Raw genomic sequence first — 17,362 nt, 5'->3', positions numbered from 1 at the left:
GTATAAAAACACATTAGTTTTGTTTAAATAATAGAAATGGAGAATCTTTCTGTATGAGTATTGTAATTTTTATATTTGGAATTTTGTTGACTTCTTGCTTTAGTAAGAATGGAGCTGAATCTGGTTCAAGTAAAATTAAGATATCTATGTTGGTAGATGGTGTTCTTGATGACAAATCTTTTAATTCTAGCGCTAATAGGGCGTTATTGCGTTTAGAAAAAGATTTTCCAGAAAGTATTGAAAAAGTTTTTTCTAGTGCTGTCTCTGGAGTTTATTCCAGTTATGTTTCAGATCTTGATAATTTTAAAATGAATGGTTCAGGTTTGATTTGGCTTATAGGGTACATGCTTACGGATGTTTCTTTATCGGCTTCATTAGAGAATCCAGAAATTAGGTATGGAATAATCGATCCTATTTATGGCGATGATGTTCAAATTCCTAAAAATTTGATTGGCGTTGTTTTTAAAATAGAGCAAGGTGCTTTTTTAGCTGGCTATATTGCAGCTAAAAAAAGTAGTTCTGGCAAAATAGGTTTTATAGGCGGAGTTAAGAGCGGTGTAGTAGATGCATTTCGTTATGGCTATGAAGCTGGTGCAAAGTATGCTAATAAAGGCATAACGATTATAAGTGAATACACCAATTCTTTTTCTGATGTTAATATTGGTAGAATTATGGCTAATAAAATGTATTCTAAAGGTATAGATATAATTCATTTTGCAGCCGGGTTATCAGGATTTGGTGTTATTGAGGCTGCAAAAAAACTTGGTGATGGTTACTATCTCATTGGAGCCGATCAAGATCAGTCGCATCTTGCTCCCAAAAATTTTATTACTTCTGTTATAAAAAACGTTGGTGATGCATTGTATTTGGTTACTAGCGAATATCTTAAAAATAATAATGTTTGGGAAGGTGGAAAAATTATTCAAATGGGGTTAAGAGATGGTGTTGTTGGCTTATCTAATGCGAATGAATTTGAATACATAAAAGTCCTTGAAAATAAAATAATCAGCAAAGAGATTATTGTTCCTTGCAATCAGGAAGGGTATGAAATTTTTATAAAACAAATATTAAAGTTATAGATTTTTCAAGTAAAAAGATTTTAATTTTCTAATTTTGAATTTTTTAATTATGTTATATTTATTGTGTTATAATAAATAGAAGTACATTTCTATTTATTAGAGGATTTAGCATTGAATAAAAAGATGTTTCCTAAAATTTACTATTATGATCAAGACTTTATTGATATTTATAATAAAAGTTTATCTTGGATTCAAGACAAGGTTGTTTTACAAAAAGTTGCTGATAAGGGCAAAAAAGATAAAAATTATTATTCTGAAAATTGTAATTATATAGACCAGATGCAAGCTTGTATGTCAAGCTTTTTTCTTGTCTATAGTAATGGGGAATATTCATCTACATCTGCAATTGATAAATTTTATCAATTGCAGGAAGAATCTGGTGCAATCAGAGCTAGATATGACAATAACAATGCTATTATTGATCTTGATGATAATGAAGAGAATATTGGATTTCCTATTTTTGCATGGGCTGAATATAATTTATATCACAAAACGGGAAATAAAAAGAGAATTTCTGAAGTTTTGCCAATTCTTGATAAGTATTATAAGTGGATAGAGAATAAATTTTTAAAGGAAAATGGTCTTTATTCAATTGATGTAAATAAAATTTTTTATAAAAACTCTCCAAGAGTAGGTGCATACTATCCTATAGATTTTAATTCATTACAAGTTCATAGTGCATATTGTATTTCTAAATTAGCAGACATTTTAAATGATAAAAATTTGTCACTTGAATACAAAAAACGATTTTTTTCTCTTAAGGTCAAAATTAATTCTTTAATGTGGAGTGAAAAAGATGGATTTTATTATGATCTTGATGTTAATGAAAATATTCTTGAAATTAAGACAATAGCAGGGTTTTTTCCAATGCTTTCTGAGATTCCCAGCGAGGATAGAATAGAAAGAATGATTTTTTATTTAAAAAGTACTAAGCATTTTGGGACTCCAAATCCTTTCCCAACTCTTGCTGTTAGTGAGCCTGGTTTTAGTGAGGATGGTAATGGATATTATGGCTCGGTTTATACTTATATAAATTTTTTTGTGATCAAAGGCCTTGAATATTGTGGTCGTGCAAATATTGCAAGAGAATTCACCATAAGGCATTTATATTATATATTAGATACTTTAATGCCGCTTAATAAAATTAAAGGGCACATTTGGGAAGCTTACAAGCCTATGCAAGAAGGGCCTGCATATTTTGATTCTAATAAAAAAACTTATACTGAGAAAGATCTTATTTGTTATCTTGCTCTTTTTAGCATTAGCTTGATGATAGAAAATATTATTGGGCTTACAATTAGTTTGCCCGATAAAACTGTATATTGGAACATACCAACTCTTGAGATTATGGGGATAGAAAGCTTATCTCTTAAAAAGAATCAAACTACAATAATTTGTAATAAAGGGAAAAGAGGCTGGGAAATAAAAATGGAATCTGAAAAACTTTATTATTTTACAATAAATATATTAAATAAAAAAGAAAAAACCCTTCCCATTCCTTCAGGAAGGTGTTCTATGTTGTTAGATAAGCTTTGATGAATTGGTGGATTCATTAAATGTCTTGTGAAATTTAAATTTTTGGAGGCCTTTTAATGATAGATATTGATGAATTGAGAATTTTTCTTAAAGAGAAGAGTTATTCTAAAATTAAAGAAAAATTTTTAAAGCATGATTCTTTTGACATTGCTGAGGCTCTTAAAAGACTTAATGGATCTGAACTGATTTTACTCTACAGATTTTTGCCAAAAAAAATAGCAGTTGAAACTTTTTCTAATTTTGATCAATCTACAAAAAACAAATTAGCAAATTCTTTTACAAATAAAGAAATAAGTGAAATGATTGATGAGCTAAATCTTGATGATGTTATTGATCTTTTAGAAGAGGTTCCTGCAAATGTTGTTCAAAGATTTTTAGCAAGTTCTACAGAAGAGAATAGAGAAATTATTAATAAATTTTTGTCCTACAGTGATGATTCTGCAGGTTCGATTGTAACAATTGAGTATGTTGAACTTAAAGAAGATTTCACAGTTGGCAAAGCTCTTGACTATATTAGAAGGGTAGCTAAAACCAAAGAAGATATTTACACTTATTATATTACAGATGATGAAAAACATTTAAAAGGAGTTATAAAAATTGAGGATTTAATCTTAGCTCAAGATGATGTCATTTTGTCATCAATAATGAGAAGTAGTGGGTTTTATATTGTGGGGGTTAATGATGAGAAAGAAGATGTTGCGCTTCTTTTCCAAAAGTATGATATTACTAGCGTTCCTGTTGTTGACAATGAAGGGAGAATGATAGGGGTTATTATTATCGATGATATTTTAGATGTTATTCAATCTGTAAATACTGAAGATTTTCAAATGATTGCGGCTGTTAAGCCCCTAGATACGTCTTATCTTGATACTTCTATTTTGGTTATGACAAAAAATAGGATAATTTGGCTTTTAATCCTTATGGTATCTTCTACTTTTACAGCGACAATCATTTCAAATTATCAAAACTTAATGTTGTCTTTAGTACTTTTGGCTAGTTTTATTCCCCTTTTAATGGATACTTCAGGCAATGCTGGCTCTCAGGCATCTGCTTTAATAATTCGTGAGCTTGCTCTTGGTACTGTCAAGGTAAAAGATTTTTTTAAAGTTTTTTTAAAGGAAATATGTGTTAGTATTCTAGTGGGAGTAATTCTTGCTAGTGTTAATTTTTTAAGAATTGTATTTTTTGTAGCTCCGCAGCATTCTGATAAGCTGAAAATAGCGTTTGTAGTTTCAGCCTGCCTGATGGTAAGTTTGACAGTAGCAAAGATATTGGGGGGTCTTTTACCTATTGTTGCTAAAATTTTCAAGCTGGATCCAGCGCTTATGGCAGGCCCTTTAATTACTACGATTGCAGATGTTATTACTTTGATAGCTTATTTTAATATAGCAAAATGGGTTTTGGTTAGTTATGCTGTTTAAGTTTCATTTAAATATATTGATTGTTATTTTTTTTATAATAGGATATTTTAATGTATAATTGTATTTTTTGTAAAATAGTAAATAAAGAGCTTCCTAGTTATAAAGTTTATGAGGATGATTTAGTTTTAGCATTTTTGGACATTAATCCTTTGGCTGTTGGGCATATTCTTGTTATTCCTAAAGAACATAGTGAAAATTTATTGAATATGGATGATAAATTTAACGAGAGAATTTTAAGTGTATGTAAAAAAATTTCTAATGCTTTAAAGAAAATAAATTTAGGCATTTATGGTGGAATAAATATTTATTCTTCTTTGGGAGCTGTTGCAGGGCAAGAGGTTTTTCACACCCATTTTCATATAATTCCAAGATTTAAAAATGATGGGCTTGGTTTTAAGAGAGGCAATAAAATTGATCTTGAGGTTGAAAAATTTAAAGAGTTGTCTATACAAATAGGTATGAATATTTAATTTTATTTTGCCAAAAAGGATTCTTTATGAGAAGAAACTTTATTTTCTTTTTTGTTTTTATGTTTAATGTATTGAGAGTTTATTCAGGAATTCCTGGCTATCTTAATGTATACAATGGAATTGGGGTTGGTGTTGATAATTTTACTAAAGATTTATTCTTCTACGAAAGACTTAGGTATCAATTTTTCAGCGGACTTGGTATTAATGTTTCTCAAAATTTTGCATTTGGTGGGGAATTTAATTTAGATATTAAATTGTTGCCAAGCCATACTCCTTATACTAAAGAAATTATGTTTATGTTGGATGATCAAATACATTTAAAGCATTCTCTAAATTATTTTATAGTAAAAGATATTACATTCTCAATGAGAATATATGGCAATTATTATTTTTTGCCTTATACTCCAATGTTTAGTTTAATCTTTTTTACAGGGTTAAAATTTTCATATATTGGTGCAAAAATTTGTTTTGAAGGTTCGCATGATTGGGCATTATTTAATAATGTCATTTTAGGGGTAGACATTGGAGCTAGAATTAATATGGATGTTATTTTTTTGGAATATTCAATTTCTCCAATTTTTTATAACAAGTCTTTGCTTTTAAATCAAATGCATAAAATAACTTTAGGCTTTATTTTTCAGCTTGATGTAGCAACAAAAAATGACAGCGAGATACTTTCTATTTTGTAAGCTTTATAAGCTAGGGATATTTTAAATTTTCTTCTTTGATATTGTTTAATATTTGTAAGTATTTAGAAGATTCATATTTAGCCATATCAAGGTTATGTTCTTTGTAATTCCCGCATTCTTTATCGCTTGCTCCTGGAATAGGTTCTGAAAAATTTACAATTTCGTAAAAAAGCCATGATATTAAGTCAATAAGATCTTTGCTTTCATAGTTTCCAAAAACTATTAAGTAAAAACCAGTTCTGCACCCCATGGGACCAAAATATACTATTTTTTCGGCCCAAACTTCGTTATTTCTAAGCAAAGTAGCTCCTATGTGCTCTATTGTGTGTATTGCTGCGTTTTCAATTATTGGCTCAATGTTGGGAGCTTTAATTCTAATGTCTATTGTAGTAAATATCACATTTTCAAAGGTATCTTTTCTTGAGACATATATTCCAGGGTTTAATTTTGTATGGTCTATTGTAAAGCTTGTTATTTTTTTCATTTTTTTAGTACCGTTTGTATTTTTTTTACAAAATCTAATTTTTCCCATTCAAATTCATTTTTTCCAAAATGACCATAAGTACAAGTTTTAAGATATATGGGTTGTTTTAGGTTTAATTTTTTAATTATACCATTGGGAGTTAAATCGAAGTTATTGACAATGAAATTTAATATTTTGTTTGCGTATTTAGGATCATTTATTCCTGAAGTTATTTGAATAGATATTGGGTTTTCAATTCCAATTGCATATGCAAGTTGTAGCTCGAATTCTTTAGAAATACCGGCTGCTACCATATTTTTTGCGATATATCTTGCCATGTAGGCAGCTGATCTGTCTACTTTTGTGGCATCTTTTCCGCTATATGCTCCTCCTCCATGTCTTGCAAATCCTCCATAACTATCGGCAATAATTTTTCTTCCCGTAAGGCCCGTGTCTCCTGTAGGACCGCCAATTACAAAATTTCCAGAAGGATTAATGCAATAAGTAGTATTGTCATTAAGTATTGATTTGTCTTGAATGGTGGGCTTAATAATTTCTTCAATTATTGTTTGTCTTATTAGCTTTTGGGAGATATTTGGATGATGTTGGTGAGAGACTATAATATTTTTTATTTTGATAGGCCTTCTGTTTTTATCGTATTCTATAGTAACTTGAGATTTTGAGTCGGGCCGCAACCATTCTATTGCTCCTGATTTTCTAAGATTGCTAGCTTTTTTTAAAATTGAGTTGGCGAGTTCATAAGGAGCAGGTAAAAAATTTGTTGTTTCATCGCAAGCATATCCAAATATTATTCCCTGATCACCTGCTCCAAGGGTATTAGATCTTTTTTTTTCAATTGCGTTTATAATATCACGTGATTGATTGCCAATGGTGTCTATTACCGTTATTGTTTTATAATCAAGTCCATAATCAATATTTGTATAGCCTATATCTTTAATAATTTTTTTAGCAATTTCTTTTATATTTATGTGTTTTTTTTCAGGACTATTTATTTCTCCTGCTATTACTACTAAATTTTGTGTAATTATGACTTCGCAAGCTACTTTTGCATTCTTATCTACTTTTAGCATTTCGTCAAGGATGGCATCAGAGATTTGATCTGCAATTTTATCTGGATGTCCTTCAGATACAGCCTCAGAAGTTAAAGTTTGGTTAGCTGCTATTATTTTATTCATATTAGCCTAATAAGTTCCTTTGTCATTTTGCTTGAATTTATTGATGATGTTTTTAAAAATTTATTAAAGTCTATATGGTTGTCGTTATTGTTTGGTAAATCAGAAATTGAACGAATTATTATGAATGGTATTTTAAATATGTGTGCCACTTGAGCTATTGCAGCTCCTTCCATATCTACGGCTAAAGCATCTTTGAAATTTTTTTTAATTGTCTCAAGATTTTTTTCATTGTCAACAAATTGATCTCCTGTTAGTATTAGGCCGATATGGATATCAATGTTTAAAAGTTTGTTGTCAATAATATTGGTTACTTTTTTCAATAGCTCTTTGTCTGCTTTAAACTTTTGTGGTAAATTAGGGACTTGTCCTATTTTGTGTCCAAACTTGGTTAAGTTAAAGTCATAGTATGCTGTTTCTGAGGATACTATGATATCTAATATTTTAAGGTTAGAGCTTTCTTTTATTCCTCCAGAACTTCCAGAGTTTATTATATGAGTGATTTTATATTTAGATATAATTTGATTGCTCCAAGTAGCTGCGTTAACTTTTCCAATTCCTGTAGTTAAAGATATTACATCTTTTCCTAAGATTTTTCCTTTATAAATTTTTTTATTTTCTAGGTAGCTATTTAATACAATCTCTTCTTTCTCATTAATCATTTTATTTATTTCTTCTGATTCTTCTTGCATAGCTGCTACGATCAAAATCATGCTTTTTCTCCTTTTAAGTGTTTTATATGTTATCTGATAAAGAATGTTTATTTTTAATTAGTTCTATTTCATTTTGATTGAGTATTTTTTTTATTCCTGTATTTGTGTTTGGTATAGCCTGAACGCTAACTTGCTCACTTTCGTCTACAACTTTTCCATTTTTTATTATGTAGTTTATGTATGGAAGTTTTGGGTTAGAATCGTCTATGTCTACTATTTTGGCTATAGAATTGTCATTAAGTTCTACAATAAAGTCTAAAGGGCAAGAAGATATTGCATTGATTATTAACTTTAAAACTCTTTTGTCAAATTTTTTGTCAGCATCTTTAATTAATTCAATAATAGATGCTCCAGAATTAAAAGATTTTTTGTATGCCTTGTCTAAAATGATAGCAGAATAGGCGCTAGCAGCGCCTATTATATTTGATTCTATGCTTATGTTTTCACTTGTTAGTCCTTTAGGATAACCTGTTCCGTCTAAATTTTCCTTATGTGTTAAAAGCGTTAAACATATTGATCGTGACAAATTGCTTGTTGAGGCTACTTTATAATTGATTATGGGATATTTTTTTATTATTTCTAGTTCTTCGTCAGTTAATGCTTCTTTTTTTTCGCTGATTTTTGATGGGATAAACAGGAATCCTATTTTATGTAAAAGAGCAATACTACAAAGTTCTACTGTTTTATAGTTATTTAGTCCCATTTCATTCCCAAGGGCCACTGTTAAGATAGCTGTATTTACTGAATGAATAATGTGGTAGTTTGCAGAAAGCTTGGGAATTCTAAAATATTTGATAAAAATTTTTTTCTGTTTCTTATAAAATTCTATTACTTTTTTTACAGTAGGCATAATGTCTTGGTAATATATTTTTTTATTTCTTTTGCAATTTTCATAAATTTCTTCTAAATTGCTTATTATTACATGATAACTAGAAATAGCCTCGTCATTGAATTTTTTGTGTATTTCTTCATATTCTTTTTTAACAGAATCATCACTGAAAAAATTTGCTCTCTCTTTAATGTATGATTTTAAGTTCCATTTTTCGATAAGCTCAATATTTTTGTCTTCAATAAATGCATTCTTAGGCCAAACCAAAAATTCCTTGTCTATTAAATATGATGAATTTTTTATGTTTTTGATAATGCTTTCAAAATTTTGCATTTATTTCCTTGGAATTAAGCTCTATTAACCATGTATATCATATTATTTATTAATTGTCTATCTATTAGTATAATGTATTTATTATATCTCAATTTTTGAATTAAGCTTCTTTTGAAGAGATTTTTATGGTAGAAAAAATACGCTTAGGCTTTAATATTGTATTTCTTGGATTATTTATTTATTTTCTTGCAATTTTAAGATTTCAAATGAAATTAAGCTTTATTTTGTTTAATTGCCAATTTATTGTAATTTATTTTTTACTAGTGGTTGTTTTTAATGTTATTTATTCTCAATATTTTTCTTCAAGATTGTATTTTATTTTAAATGGGATAGAAGATACATTTACTTTTTTAAAGCTTAAAATGGTTCGTAAAAAGCTTAAAAGTGTTTTTGAAATATCTATTTTTCTTAGGCTTATTTTAATAAAACAAGATAAAAAAAGCCTTGACGAGCTTTATTTGTATTTAAAAGACAATAAATTAAAGCATAAGACAATAGTAGAGCTTTATTCTGTTCTTATTAGCTTTAGAGAGAAAGAAAAGGCTTCTAGTTTAATTTTAAATCATAAGAGCAATAGAAATAAGTGGGTGAAATACTGTGAGGCTCTTAGCATGTTGTCATTTGAAGAGCATTTAAAGTTAAAAGAGTTAGTGAATTTTTTAAGTAAGTTTTTTTTAAAAAATGATATTTTTACTATTTATTTCTATTATTTATTGCGAAAATCGAAAATATCTTTTGATTTGCTTGAAATCAGGAAAATTGAGATTAGAAATCGATATTTTAAATTTAAAAATAGAATAGATTCTAAGCATACAAGGCTACTTAGTTCGAATTTATTTTTTGTTGTTTTTTATTATATTTATGATTTTTCTAAAAAAGATGTTTTTTATTGAAGGAGTTGTGTTTTGAGTATAAGAGTTCGTTATGCGCCTTCTCCAACGGGTTTGCAACATATTGGGGGGATTAGAACAGCTTTGTTTAATTATTTTTTTGCAAGGTCTTGTGGGGGTAAGTTTTTACTTAGAATTGAGGATACAGATCAGAGCAGATATTTCTCAGAAGCTGAAAATGATCTTTATTCAAGTCTTAAATGGCTTGGCATTTCTTTTGATGAAGGCCCTGTTGTAGGAGGCGATTATGCACCTTATGTTCAGTCTCAAAGAAGTGCAATATATAAGCAGTATGCTAAATATTTAATTGAATCTGGGCATGCGTATTATTGTTATTGTAGTCCTGAAAGGCTGGAAAGAATTAAAAAAATTCAAAATATTAATAAGATGTCACCCGGATATGATAGACATTGTAGAAATTTAAGTGATGACGAATTTAAGAATGCGTTAATTAAAAAAATCAAGCCTGTTGTTAGATTTAAAATTCCTTTAGAAGGAGATACTAGCTTTGATGATATTTTGCTTGGAAAGATTACATGGTCAAATAAAGACATTAGTCCTGATCCTGTAATCCTTAAGTCAGATGGACTGCCTACTTACCATCTTGCAAATGTTGTTGATGATTATTTAATGAAAATTACTCATGTATTAAGGGCGCAAGAATGGGTTTCTTCAGGCCCGTTGCACACGCTTCTTTATGAAGCTTTTAAATGGAAGCCACCTATTTATTGTCATCTTCCAATGGTTATGGGAAATGATGGTCAAAAATTAAGCAAAAGACATGGGGCAACAGCCTTAAGGCAGTTTATTGAAGATGGGTATCTCCCAGAAGCTATTATTAATTATGTTACTTTGCTTGGTTGGTCTTACGATGATAAAAGAGAATTTTTTTCAAAAACTGATCTTGAGCAATTTTTTTCAATTGAGAAGATCAATAAGTCGCCTGCGATTTTTGATTATCATAAGTTGGATTTTTTCAATAGCTACTATATTAGAGGGAAAAAAAATGAAGATTTATTTAATCTTTTACTGCCTTTTTTCCAAAAAAAAGGGTATGTTTCTAAGCCTAGTACTCCAGAAGAGAGCCAAAAATTAAAATTATTAATTCCTCTTATAAAGGGTAGAATTAAAAAACTAAGCGATGCTTTAAATATGACCAAATTTTTTTATGAAGATATTAAATCTTGGAATTTAGATGAGTTTTTAAGTAGAAAAAAAACAGCTAAAGAGATTTGTTCTATTTTAGAATTAGTAAAGCCTGTTTTAGAAGGATTTGAAAAAAGATCTTCAGAGGAAAATGATAAAATTTTTTATGATTTTGCTGAGAATAATGGTTTTAAATTGGGAGAAATTCTTCTTCCTATTAGAATTGCAGTACTTGGCAGCAAAGTCTCTCCGCCGCTTTTTGACTCTTTAAAATTAATAGGCAAGTCTAAGGTCTTTGAAAGAATAAAATTGGCACAGGAATTTTTAAGAATAAATTAATAGCTATTAAGGATATTTTTATGGTTAGAATGGAAGATATTATTTCTCTTGCAAAAAGAAAAGGTTTTGTATTTCAGTCCTCAGAAGTTTATGGGGGTCTGTCAGGAGCTTGGGATTATGGTCCTTTGGGAGTTGAACTTAAAAAAAATATAAAAAAAGAGTGGTGGAAGAGCATGGTGTATTTACACGAGAATATTGTAGGATTAGATAGTGCTATTTTTATGCGACCTGAAGTTTGGAGAGCATCTGGGCATATTGACGGTTTTTCAGATTCTATGATTGATTGCAAAGATTGTAAAAGTAGATTTAGAGCTGATTTTGTTGATTTGTCAAAAAATTGTCCGAATTGTAAAGTTGGAAATAATTTTACTTCTCCAAGAAGTTTTAATTTAATGTTTAAGACTCATATTGGAGTAGTTGAGGATAGTTCTAGTGAGATTTATTTAAGGCCCGAGACAGCGCAAGGAATTTTTATTAATTTTAGGAATATTTTAGATTCTTCAAGGCTTAAGATACCTTTTGGAATTGCTCAGGTGGGCAAAGCGTTTAGAAATGAAATAGTTACTAAAAATTTTATATTTAGAACTTGTGAGTTTGAGCAAATGGAAATGCAGTTTTTTGTTCATCCCAAGCAAATAGATGAATGGTTTAGTTATTGGCAACAAAATAGAATGAATTTTTTTGTAGAAACTCTTAAAATTAGGCCTGATAGATTAAGATTTAAAGCTCATGATTCAACACAGCTTGCTCATTATGCAAAATCTGCATTTGATATTGAGTATGAATTCCCATTTGGATTTCAAGAAGTAGAAGGTATTCATAACAGGGGTAATTATGATTTAACACAGCATTCTAAATTCTCTAATAATCCTAAAATATTTGAATATTATGATTTGTTAACAAAAGAAAGATATGTGCCTTATGTTATTGAAACTTCTGCTGGGCTTACAAGGTCTGTTTTGATGTCCCTTTGTGATGCTTATTCTGAGGAAGAGCTCTCAGATGGGGATAAGCGTATTGTTTTACGATTACATCCCAAGTTGGCTCCCTATAAGATTGCTATATTTCCTCTTGTTAAAAAAGTTGAGCTTGTTGAGATTGCTAGAAGGATTTATGTAGAGCTTTGTGATGATTTTCATATATTTTATGATGATAGTGGAACAATAGGTAAAAGGTATAGACGTCAAGATGAAATAGGGACTCCTTATTGTGTAACAGTAGACTATGACACTATTGAGGATAAAACAGTTACTATTAGGGAGAGAAATAATATGACTCAGAAGAGAATTTTTATTAATGATTTATATTCATACATTAAAACAGATATTTTAAATTATAAAGGGGATTTTAATAAATGAATCTTGCTTTAAATCTTTTACATAGGCGTGGATTTTTAAAGCAATGTACATCTTTGAAAGTTTTAAGTGATTTAATGGACAGAGAAAAGATAGTTTTTTATGCAGGAGTTGATGCAACATCTAGCTCTCTTCATATTGGTCATTTGATTCCTTTTTTAGCAATGATGCATCTCAGACAACATGGTCACATGCCAATTGTTTTGATTGGAGATTCTACAACAAAAATAGGTGATCCTTCTGGAAAAAGCGAGCTGAGAAAGATTTTATCTTCAAAAGAGATTAGTAATAATGCTTTGTCGATAAAAAATCAACTTCAAAGAATAACTAAGTTTAGTTCAAGATGCTTTATTCATAATTCAAATTGGTTAGATAGTCTCAATTATATTGAATTTTTAAGAGATATTGGCATCCATTTTTCTGTTAATCGTATGTTAAGTTTTGAAACTTATAAAAGAAGGCTAGATTTTGGACTTTCATTTATTGAGTTTAATTATCAGCTTTTGCAGTCTTATGATTATTATATGCTTAATAAAATTAAAAATTGCCGACTTCAAATTGGTGGTGATGATCAATGGGCCAATATTATTTCAGGTGTTGACCTGATTAGGAGAAAAAATAGAGTAGAAGCTTTTGGGCTTACTTTTCCATTAATTACAAGAAGTGATGGAAAAAAAATGGGTAAATCAGAAAAAGGTGCTGTTTATCTTGATTCTAGTCTTTACAGTATTTATGATTTTTATCAGTATTTTAGAAATACCGCAGATTCTGATGTTAAAACTTTTTTATACCTTTTTACTTTTTTAGAAGAAGATGAGATTGAATTACTTTCAAATTTTAAGGGAAATTCTTTAAATAGAGCCAAAGAGATTTTAGCTTTTGAGATAACTAAAATTGTTCATGGAGAAGCAGAAGCCTTGAAGGTTCAAGAGGCATCTTTTGCTGCATTTAGGGGTAGTGGAGATAGAAGTAATATTCCATTTTTTAAGTTTAGCTTTTCTAGTGTAGAAGAAGAGGTGTTATTGGTTAATTTAATGCTAGATTCAAAAATTGTGCTTAGTAAGTCAGAAGGTAGAAGATTAATTAATTCTGGAGGAGTATATATTAATGGTAAAAGGGTAGAAAATCAGAATCATTGTCTTACTAAAGAGGATTTTAATAATAATGAAATTGAATTAAGAGTAGGTAAAAAAAAATTTTTACGAATTGTTTTATAGTTGATTTTTAATGTATGACAGAAGAGCTTTAAATTGTTTGTTTTTTAACACATTTTTGTTTTTCATGGAGTCTAAGCATCTTGTTTTTACAGAAGAGCACATTTTTTATGGGTTGATTAAAAGTGATAAAATTAAAGAGCTACTTAATTTTTGTACAATTGACTTTTATAAACTTAATAAACAGTTAGAAGAATTTTTTAGTAAACTTCCCTTAAGAGACAATTATATCCCAGATAATGTTTCTAGTATTGATTATTTGTACGAAGATATAATTAGTATTCTTTTTTTTTATAAAAAACCTTATAAAATACAAGAAAAAGATTTATTGTGGGTGCTTGTTAAAAAAAGAAAAAATAGCATTTTAGATGCGTTACTTAACTCAGGCTTTAACTTAACTATTTTTGACAAACTCATTGAAGTTCATGATTATTTGGCTTTAAATACTAAATCTGCTTCAGGTTATGATGGCGAATTAATTGCAGAATATATTCATAATAATGCACCAAAAGGTAAAGGAGGCTTTCATATTTTTAATGATAATCGAAGTAAGTTAGATCAAAATAATATTTTCTTAGAAAATAAAGATTCCATTGGCAATTTTTTAACAAACGTTATTGATTCTTTAGATTTAAAGCACAATCCTTTAATTGGCAGAAAGCAAGAATTATTTCGGTTAATTCAGATAATACTTAGGAAGCATAAAAGTAATCCTATTCTATTTGGAGAACCTGGTGTTGGCAAAACAGTACTAATCCAAGGTCTTGCATATAAAATAAAAACAGAGAATGTTCCAAAGGATTTAATAGGGTATGAAATCTATTCTCTTGATATTGGTAGGCTTATTTCTGGTACTAAATATAGGGGAGATCTTGAGAGCAGAATTAACAGGGTTTTAGATTTTTTAAACTCAAGAAAGAAAGTTATTCTTTTTATTGATGAGATTCATATGATAGTGGGGGCAGGAGCTACTTCATTTGGCAGTATGGATATTTCTAATTTATTGAAGCCTATTCTTACTTTGGGAAAAATTAAATTTATTGGGGCTACTACTGAGTGTGAATATAGAAAATTTTTTTTAAAAGATAAGGCTTTAATGAGAAGGTTTCAGAGTATAGAGCTCAAAGAGCCAAATTTTGATGACACCTATAATATTTTGCAAGAGATTAAAAAAGATTATGAGAGATATCATAATGTAGAATATACTGAGGAGGCAATACAAGCTTGCATTGTCATGTCTCAAAAGTATATTAAAGATAGATTTCTTCCAGACAAAGCTTTTGATATTTTAGATGAATTAGGTTCTAAGTTTAAACTTGAAAACATAAAAAGGATCATAACAAAAGATGATGTTTGTGATTTGATTAAGTCTCTTATTGGTTCTAATATTTTTAATTTTGAAGAGTACAATAGTGAATTGTTGATTAATTTAGAAAATAGAATAAAAAAAGAACTTATTATAAATGATAGTTTGGCATCTGATTTAATATTAAATATTAAATTATTAAAATTTAATATACTTGCTAATAGAAGTACTATTGGTATATTTGCTTTTATTGGTGCTTCTGGAGCCGGAAAATGCAAATTGGTGGATATTTTGTCAGAAGAGCTTAAAATTCCAAAATTTACTCTTAATATGAGTGAGTATGGCGATTTTAATTCTCTTGATAGATTAATTGGGCCTGTTTTAAGTAATGAGGGGTATTATGAATCTACTAGATTTTTCAAATTTTTGAATAAATTTTCTAATTCTATTGTTTTCCTGTCAGATCTTGATAAATGTAATAAAAGGGTTTTGGATTTTTTTTTAGAGGGGTTTAAAACAGGTAAACTTTTTGATGGTCTTGGGAGAAAGGCAAGTTTATCAGAAAGTTTAATAGTAATAAGTGTCAATGCAGAGAATAATGAGCTTAATAGCATTGGCTTTAAAAATAAAATGGCAGGAGAAAATGATTTTAATCTTATATTAGAGAAGAGGTTTCCCAATGAATTTTTAGAGTTAATAGATTATGTGTTTTTATTTAAATTTATTGATGAGTTAGATTTTGAAAAAATTATTTTTAATGAGCTTAATCGTTTTGCAAGGATATTAAGAGATAAAAAATTTGATATTTTTTTTGAAAAAAGTGTTGTTGATTATATTCGGGAAAAGGTTTATGGGAAAGGTTATGGATTAAGAAGTGTTAAAAAATTTATATTCAAAGAAGTGGGGAAACTTTTAATAGATGAAATTCTTTTTAAGAAAATTGAAAATTCTGGTAAAATAAAAATCTATTTAGATGAAACAATAATAAAATATGAGTTTTTATAAGGTTATAGGGAGTATTTATGAAAGTGTCAGTAATAGGAGCGGGGGCTTGGGGGACAGCTATTGCTAAGTCTTTGGCAGATAAATTTGATTTTAATATTTTTTTATGGTCTTTTGAAGAAGATGTTAAGAATGGTATTAATAATAATAATGTTAATGGCAAATATTTAAAGGGAATTAAATTGCCAAAAAATTTAGTTGCAAGTTCAGATTTATTTGAAGTTGCAGCTATGTCTGATTATATTTTAATTGCAACGCCTTCTCTTTTTACTGTTAATATTTTAAAAAAATTGGATCAATTTTTTAATTCTTTAAAGATAAAGCCAAAATTAGCAATACTTACAAAAGGGTTTATTACTTTTAATGGAAAAACTCAGCCCGTTGTTGAAGCTGCTGAGAGAGTTATGAAAGGATATAAAGATGAAATTACCTATATTGTTGGCCCAAGTCATGCTGAGGAAGTTGGACTTGGTGTTATAACAGGCCTTGTTGCGGCTAGTAACAACAGGGAAAATGCATATTTGTTTATTAATTTATTTGGGAAAACCCCAATTTCTTTGTTTTATAGTAATGATATTTTTGGGGTGCAAATAGCAGCAGCTTTAAAAAATGTGTTTGCAATTGCATTTGGAATTTTAGATGCATATAAATTAAATTATCCCAATTTAATAGGTAATAATACAGAATCATTTTTATTTTCAATATCCTTAAATAATATGAAAGATATTGCAATTGAGCTTGGGGGAAAAAATATTGAAACGTTTTTATTTTTGTCTGGTTCTGGTGATTTAGATGTTACTTGTAGAAGCATATTGGGAAGAAATAGACGATTTGGTAATGAAATTGTTAGCAAAAACATTTTAGAAAACTTTTTTAGTCTAGATGATTTGATAAGCAATATTGAAAAAATTGGATATTTGCCAGAAGGAGTTTTGGCGGCCAAATCGATTTTTTCCCTTTTAAAAGAATTAAATCGCGATCTCAATCCTAATAGCTTGTTAAGTGTTATATATAAAATTTTGAATAAAGAGTTAGGGCCTGAATCTGTTATTGAGTATATGAGGGATATTAAACAATAAAATAAAGCCTCTGTGGAGGCTTTATTGTTTTTGATCATTCATCATATATAAAATTTTGTTATAGACATCTTCTATTATTTCAAAATTCATTACAACTTCTGTAAGTTCATTAGATTTAATAGTTCCTATTATGTGTTCATTTTTTGTCAAATCATCTCTTTTTACTAAAGAATTACTGTCTACTAAAATTTTTATTCTTGTTATGTCTTTTTTTATATTTTTAATATTTTTGATTCCCCCAAAGCATTCTATAATATGCTCTGCTACTTTGATTTTATTTGTTTTTTCTAGGTCTGCCATAGCAA

At 28.8% G+C, this 17,362-nt stretch carries 16 protein-coding genes; 11 read left to right on the top strand and 5 right to left on the bottom strand.

The features are described 5' to 3' along the window. Positions 1-53: 53 nt before the first annotated feature. The 5 genes from bmpB to QIA31_RS02385 all read left to right on the top strand — a co-directional run bounded on the left by bmpB (position 54) and on the right by QIA31_RS02385 (position 5,195). Positions 54-1,079, top strand: coding sequence for a nucleoside ABC transporter substrate-binding protein BmpB (bmpB, locus tag QIA31_RS02405; RefSeq protein ID WP_301394110.1), 1,026 nt, complete (start codon positions 54-56; stop codon positions 1,077-1,079). Between the two features lie 111 nt (positions 1,080-1,190). After that, positions 1,191-2,615: an MGH1-like glycoside hydrolase domain-containing protein gene (locus QIA31_RS02400; RefSeq protein WP_301394109.1), complete on the top strand. Its 1,425-nt coding sequence runs from the start codon at positions 1,191-1,193 to the stop codon at positions 2,613-2,615. A gap of 56 nt (positions 2,616-2,671) precedes the next feature. Next, the gene (gene mgtE / locus QIA31_RS02395) at positions 2,672-4,036 is read left to right on the top strand and encodes a magnesium transporter (RefSeq protein ID WP_301394108.1); all 1,365 of its coding nucleotides are present in this window, start codon (positions 2,672-2,674) and stop codon (positions 4,034-4,036) included. Between the two features lie 50 nt (positions 4,037-4,086). Then, positions 4,087-4,506, top strand: coding sequence for an HIT family protein (locus tag QIA31_RS02390; protein ID WP_301394107.1), 420 nt, complete (start codon positions 4,087-4,089; stop codon positions 4,504-4,506). 26 nt (positions 4,507-4,532) lie between these two features. After that, on the top strand, positions 4,533-5,195 hold the full coding sequence (locus QIA31_RS02385; RefSeq protein ID WP_301394106.1) for a hypothetical protein: 663 nt from the start codon (positions 4,533-4,535) through the stop codon (positions 5,193-5,195). 10 nt (positions 5,196-5,205) lie between these two features. On the opposite strand, the gene QIA31_RS02380 is transcribed toward QIA31_RS02385, so the two are convergent. From QIA31_RS02380 to pdeB, 4 genes are read right to left on the bottom strand one after another with little or no spacing between them, the layout of a single operon-like run. Continuing rightward, a complete protein-coding gene (locus QIA31_RS02380; protein ID WP_151074247.1) occupies positions 5,206-5,679 on the bottom strand; it encodes an S-ribosylhomocysteine lyase in 474 nt (157 codons plus the stop codon). Continuing rightward, entirely contained in the window at positions 5,676-6,854 is a 1,179-nt protein-coding gene (metK, locus tag QIA31_RS02375) for a methionine adenosyltransferase (RefSeq protein ID WP_301394105.1), read from the bottom strand. The genes QIA31_RS02380 and metK overlap by 4 nt, the downstream gene beginning before the upstream one ends. After that, positions 6,851-7,564 (bottom strand): 5'-methylthioadenosine/adenosylhomocysteine nucleosidase, encoded by a 714-nt coding sequence (locus QIA31_RS02370; RefSeq protein WP_301394104.1) that lies wholly within the window; start codon positions 7,562-7,564, stop codon positions 6,851-6,853. Before QIA31_RS02370 ends, metK begins: the two co-directional genes overlap by 4 nt. A gap of 22 nt (positions 7,565-7,586) precedes the next feature. Next, on the bottom strand, positions 7,587-8,726 hold the full coding sequence (gene pdeB / locus QIA31_RS02365; protein ID WP_301394103.1) for a cyclic di-GMP phosphodiesterase PdeB: 1,140 nt from the start codon (positions 8,724-8,726) through the stop codon (positions 7,587-7,589). 125 nt (positions 8,727-8,851) lie between these two features. Between pdeB and QIA31_RS02360 the strand changes: the two genes are divergently transcribed. From QIA31_RS02360 to QIA31_RS02335, 6 genes are read left to right on the top strand one after another with little or no spacing between them, the layout of a single operon-like run. After that, positions 8,852-9,619 carry a hypothetical protein gene (locus QIA31_RS02360; protein WP_301394102.1) on the top strand — a complete coding sequence of 256 codons (768 nt, stop codon included), beginning with the start codon at positions 8,852-8,854 and terminating at the stop codon, positions 9,617-9,619. A 12-nt stretch (positions 9,620-9,631) separates the two neighbouring features. Beyond that, positions 9,632-11,101, top strand: coding sequence for a glutamate--tRNA ligase (gene gltX, locus QIA31_RS02355; RefSeq protein WP_301394101.1), 1,470 nt, complete (start codon positions 9,632-9,634; stop codon positions 11,099-11,101). Positions 11,102-11,121: 20 nt separating this feature from the next. Next, positions 11,122-12,459, top strand: a complete 1,338-nt coding sequence (locus tag QIA31_RS02350) for a glycine--tRNA ligase (RefSeq protein ID WP_301394100.1) — start codon at positions 11,122-11,124, stop codon at positions 12,457-12,459. Then, the gene (gene tyrS, locus QIA31_RS02345; RefSeq protein WP_301394099.1) at positions 12,456-13,673 is read left to right on the top strand and encodes a tyrosine--tRNA ligase; all 1,218 of its coding nucleotides are present in this window, start codon (positions 12,456-12,458) and stop codon (positions 13,671-13,673) included. Before QIA31_RS02350 ends, tyrS begins: the two co-directional genes overlap by 4 nt. A gap of 10 nt (positions 13,674-13,683) precedes the next feature. Further along, a complete protein-coding gene (locus QIA31_RS02340) occupies positions 13,684-15,981 on the top strand; it encodes an AAA family ATPase (RefSeq protein WP_301394098.1) in 2,298 nt (765 codons plus the stop codon). 17 nt (positions 15,982-15,998) lie between these two features. Then, a complete protein-coding gene (locus tag QIA31_RS02335) occupies positions 15,999-17,057 on the top strand; it encodes an NAD(P)H-dependent glycerol-3-phosphate dehydrogenase (RefSeq protein ID WP_301394097.1) in 1,059 nt (352 codons plus the stop codon). Between the two features lie 21 nt (positions 17,058-17,078). Here the strand turns inward: QIA31_RS02335 and QIA31_RS02330 are convergent, their stop codons facing one another. Beyond that, a complete protein-coding gene (locus QIA31_RS02330) occupies positions 17,079-17,357 on the bottom strand; it encodes a PTS sugar transporter subunit IIB (RefSeq protein ID WP_301394096.1) in 279 nt (92 codons plus the stop codon). Positions 17,358-17,362: the final 5 nt, after the last annotated feature.

It is taken from the genome of [Borrelia] turdi (assembly GCF_030439285.2).
GTDB classification, from domain to species: domain Bacteria; phylum Spirochaetota; class Spirochaetia; order Borreliales; family Borreliaceae; genus Borreliella; species Borreliella turdi.
Note: the sequence above shows the minus strand (reverse complement) of the source record. Positions and strands in the feature narration are given on the sequence as shown.

What these genes read in the sequence shown, in the direction of transcription:
- bmpB (WP_301394110.1), top strand. Translation starts at nt 54, where the DNA reads ATGAGTATTGTAATTTTTATATTTGGAATTTTGTTGACTTCTTGCTTT.
- mgtE (WP_301394108.1), top strand. Translation starts at nt 2,672, where the DNA reads ATGATAGATATTGATGAATTGAGAATTTTTCTTAAAGAGAAGAGTTAT.
- QIA31_RS02390 (WP_301394107.1), top strand. Translation starts at nt 4,087, where the DNA reads ATGTATAATTGTATTTTTTGTAAAATAGTAAATAAAGAGCTTCCTAGT.
- QIA31_RS02385 (WP_301394106.1), top strand. Translation starts at nt 4,533, where the DNA reads ATGAGAAGAAACTTTATTTTCTTTTTTGTTTTTATGTTTAATGTATTG.
- QIA31_RS02380 (WP_151074247.1), bottom strand. Translation starts at nt 5,679, where the DNA reads ATGAAAAAAATAACAAGCTTTACAATAGACCATACAAAATTAAACCCT.
- metK (WP_301394105.1), bottom strand. Translation starts at nt 6,854, where the DNA reads ATGAATAAAATAATAGCAGCTAACCAAACTTTAACTTCTGAGGCTGTA.
- QIA31_RS02370 (WP_301394104.1), bottom strand. Translation starts at nt 7,564, where the DNA reads ATGATTTTGATCGTAGCAGCTATGCAAGAAGAATCAGAAGAAATAAAT.
- pdeB (WP_301394103.1), bottom strand. Translation starts at nt 8,726, where the DNA reads ATGCAAAATTTTGAAAGCATTATCAAAAACATAAAAAATTCATCATAT.
- QIA31_RS02360 (WP_301394102.1), top strand. Translation starts at nt 8,852, where the DNA reads ATGGTAGAAAAAATACGCTTAGGCTTTAATATTGTATTTCTTGGATTA.
- QIA31_RS02350 (WP_301394100.1), top strand. Translation starts at nt 11,122, where the DNA reads ATGGTTAGAATGGAAGATATTATTTCTCTTGCAAAAAGAAAAGGTTTT.
- tyrS (WP_301394099.1), top strand. Translation starts at nt 12,456, where the DNA reads ATGAATCTTGCTTTAAATCTTTTACATAGGCGTGGATTTTTAAAGCAA.
- QIA31_RS02340 (WP_301394098.1), top strand. Translation starts at nt 13,684, where the DNA reads ATGTATGACAGAAGAGCTTTAAATTGTTTGTTTTTTAACACATTTTTG.
- QIA31_RS02335 (WP_301394097.1), top strand. Translation starts at nt 15,999, where the DNA reads ATGAAAGTGTCAGTAATAGGAGCGGGGGCTTGGGGGACAGCTATTGCT.
- QIA31_RS02330 (WP_301394096.1), bottom strand. Translation starts at nt 17,357, where the DNA reads ATGGCAGACCTAGAAAAAACAAATAAAATCAAAGTAGCAGAGCATATT.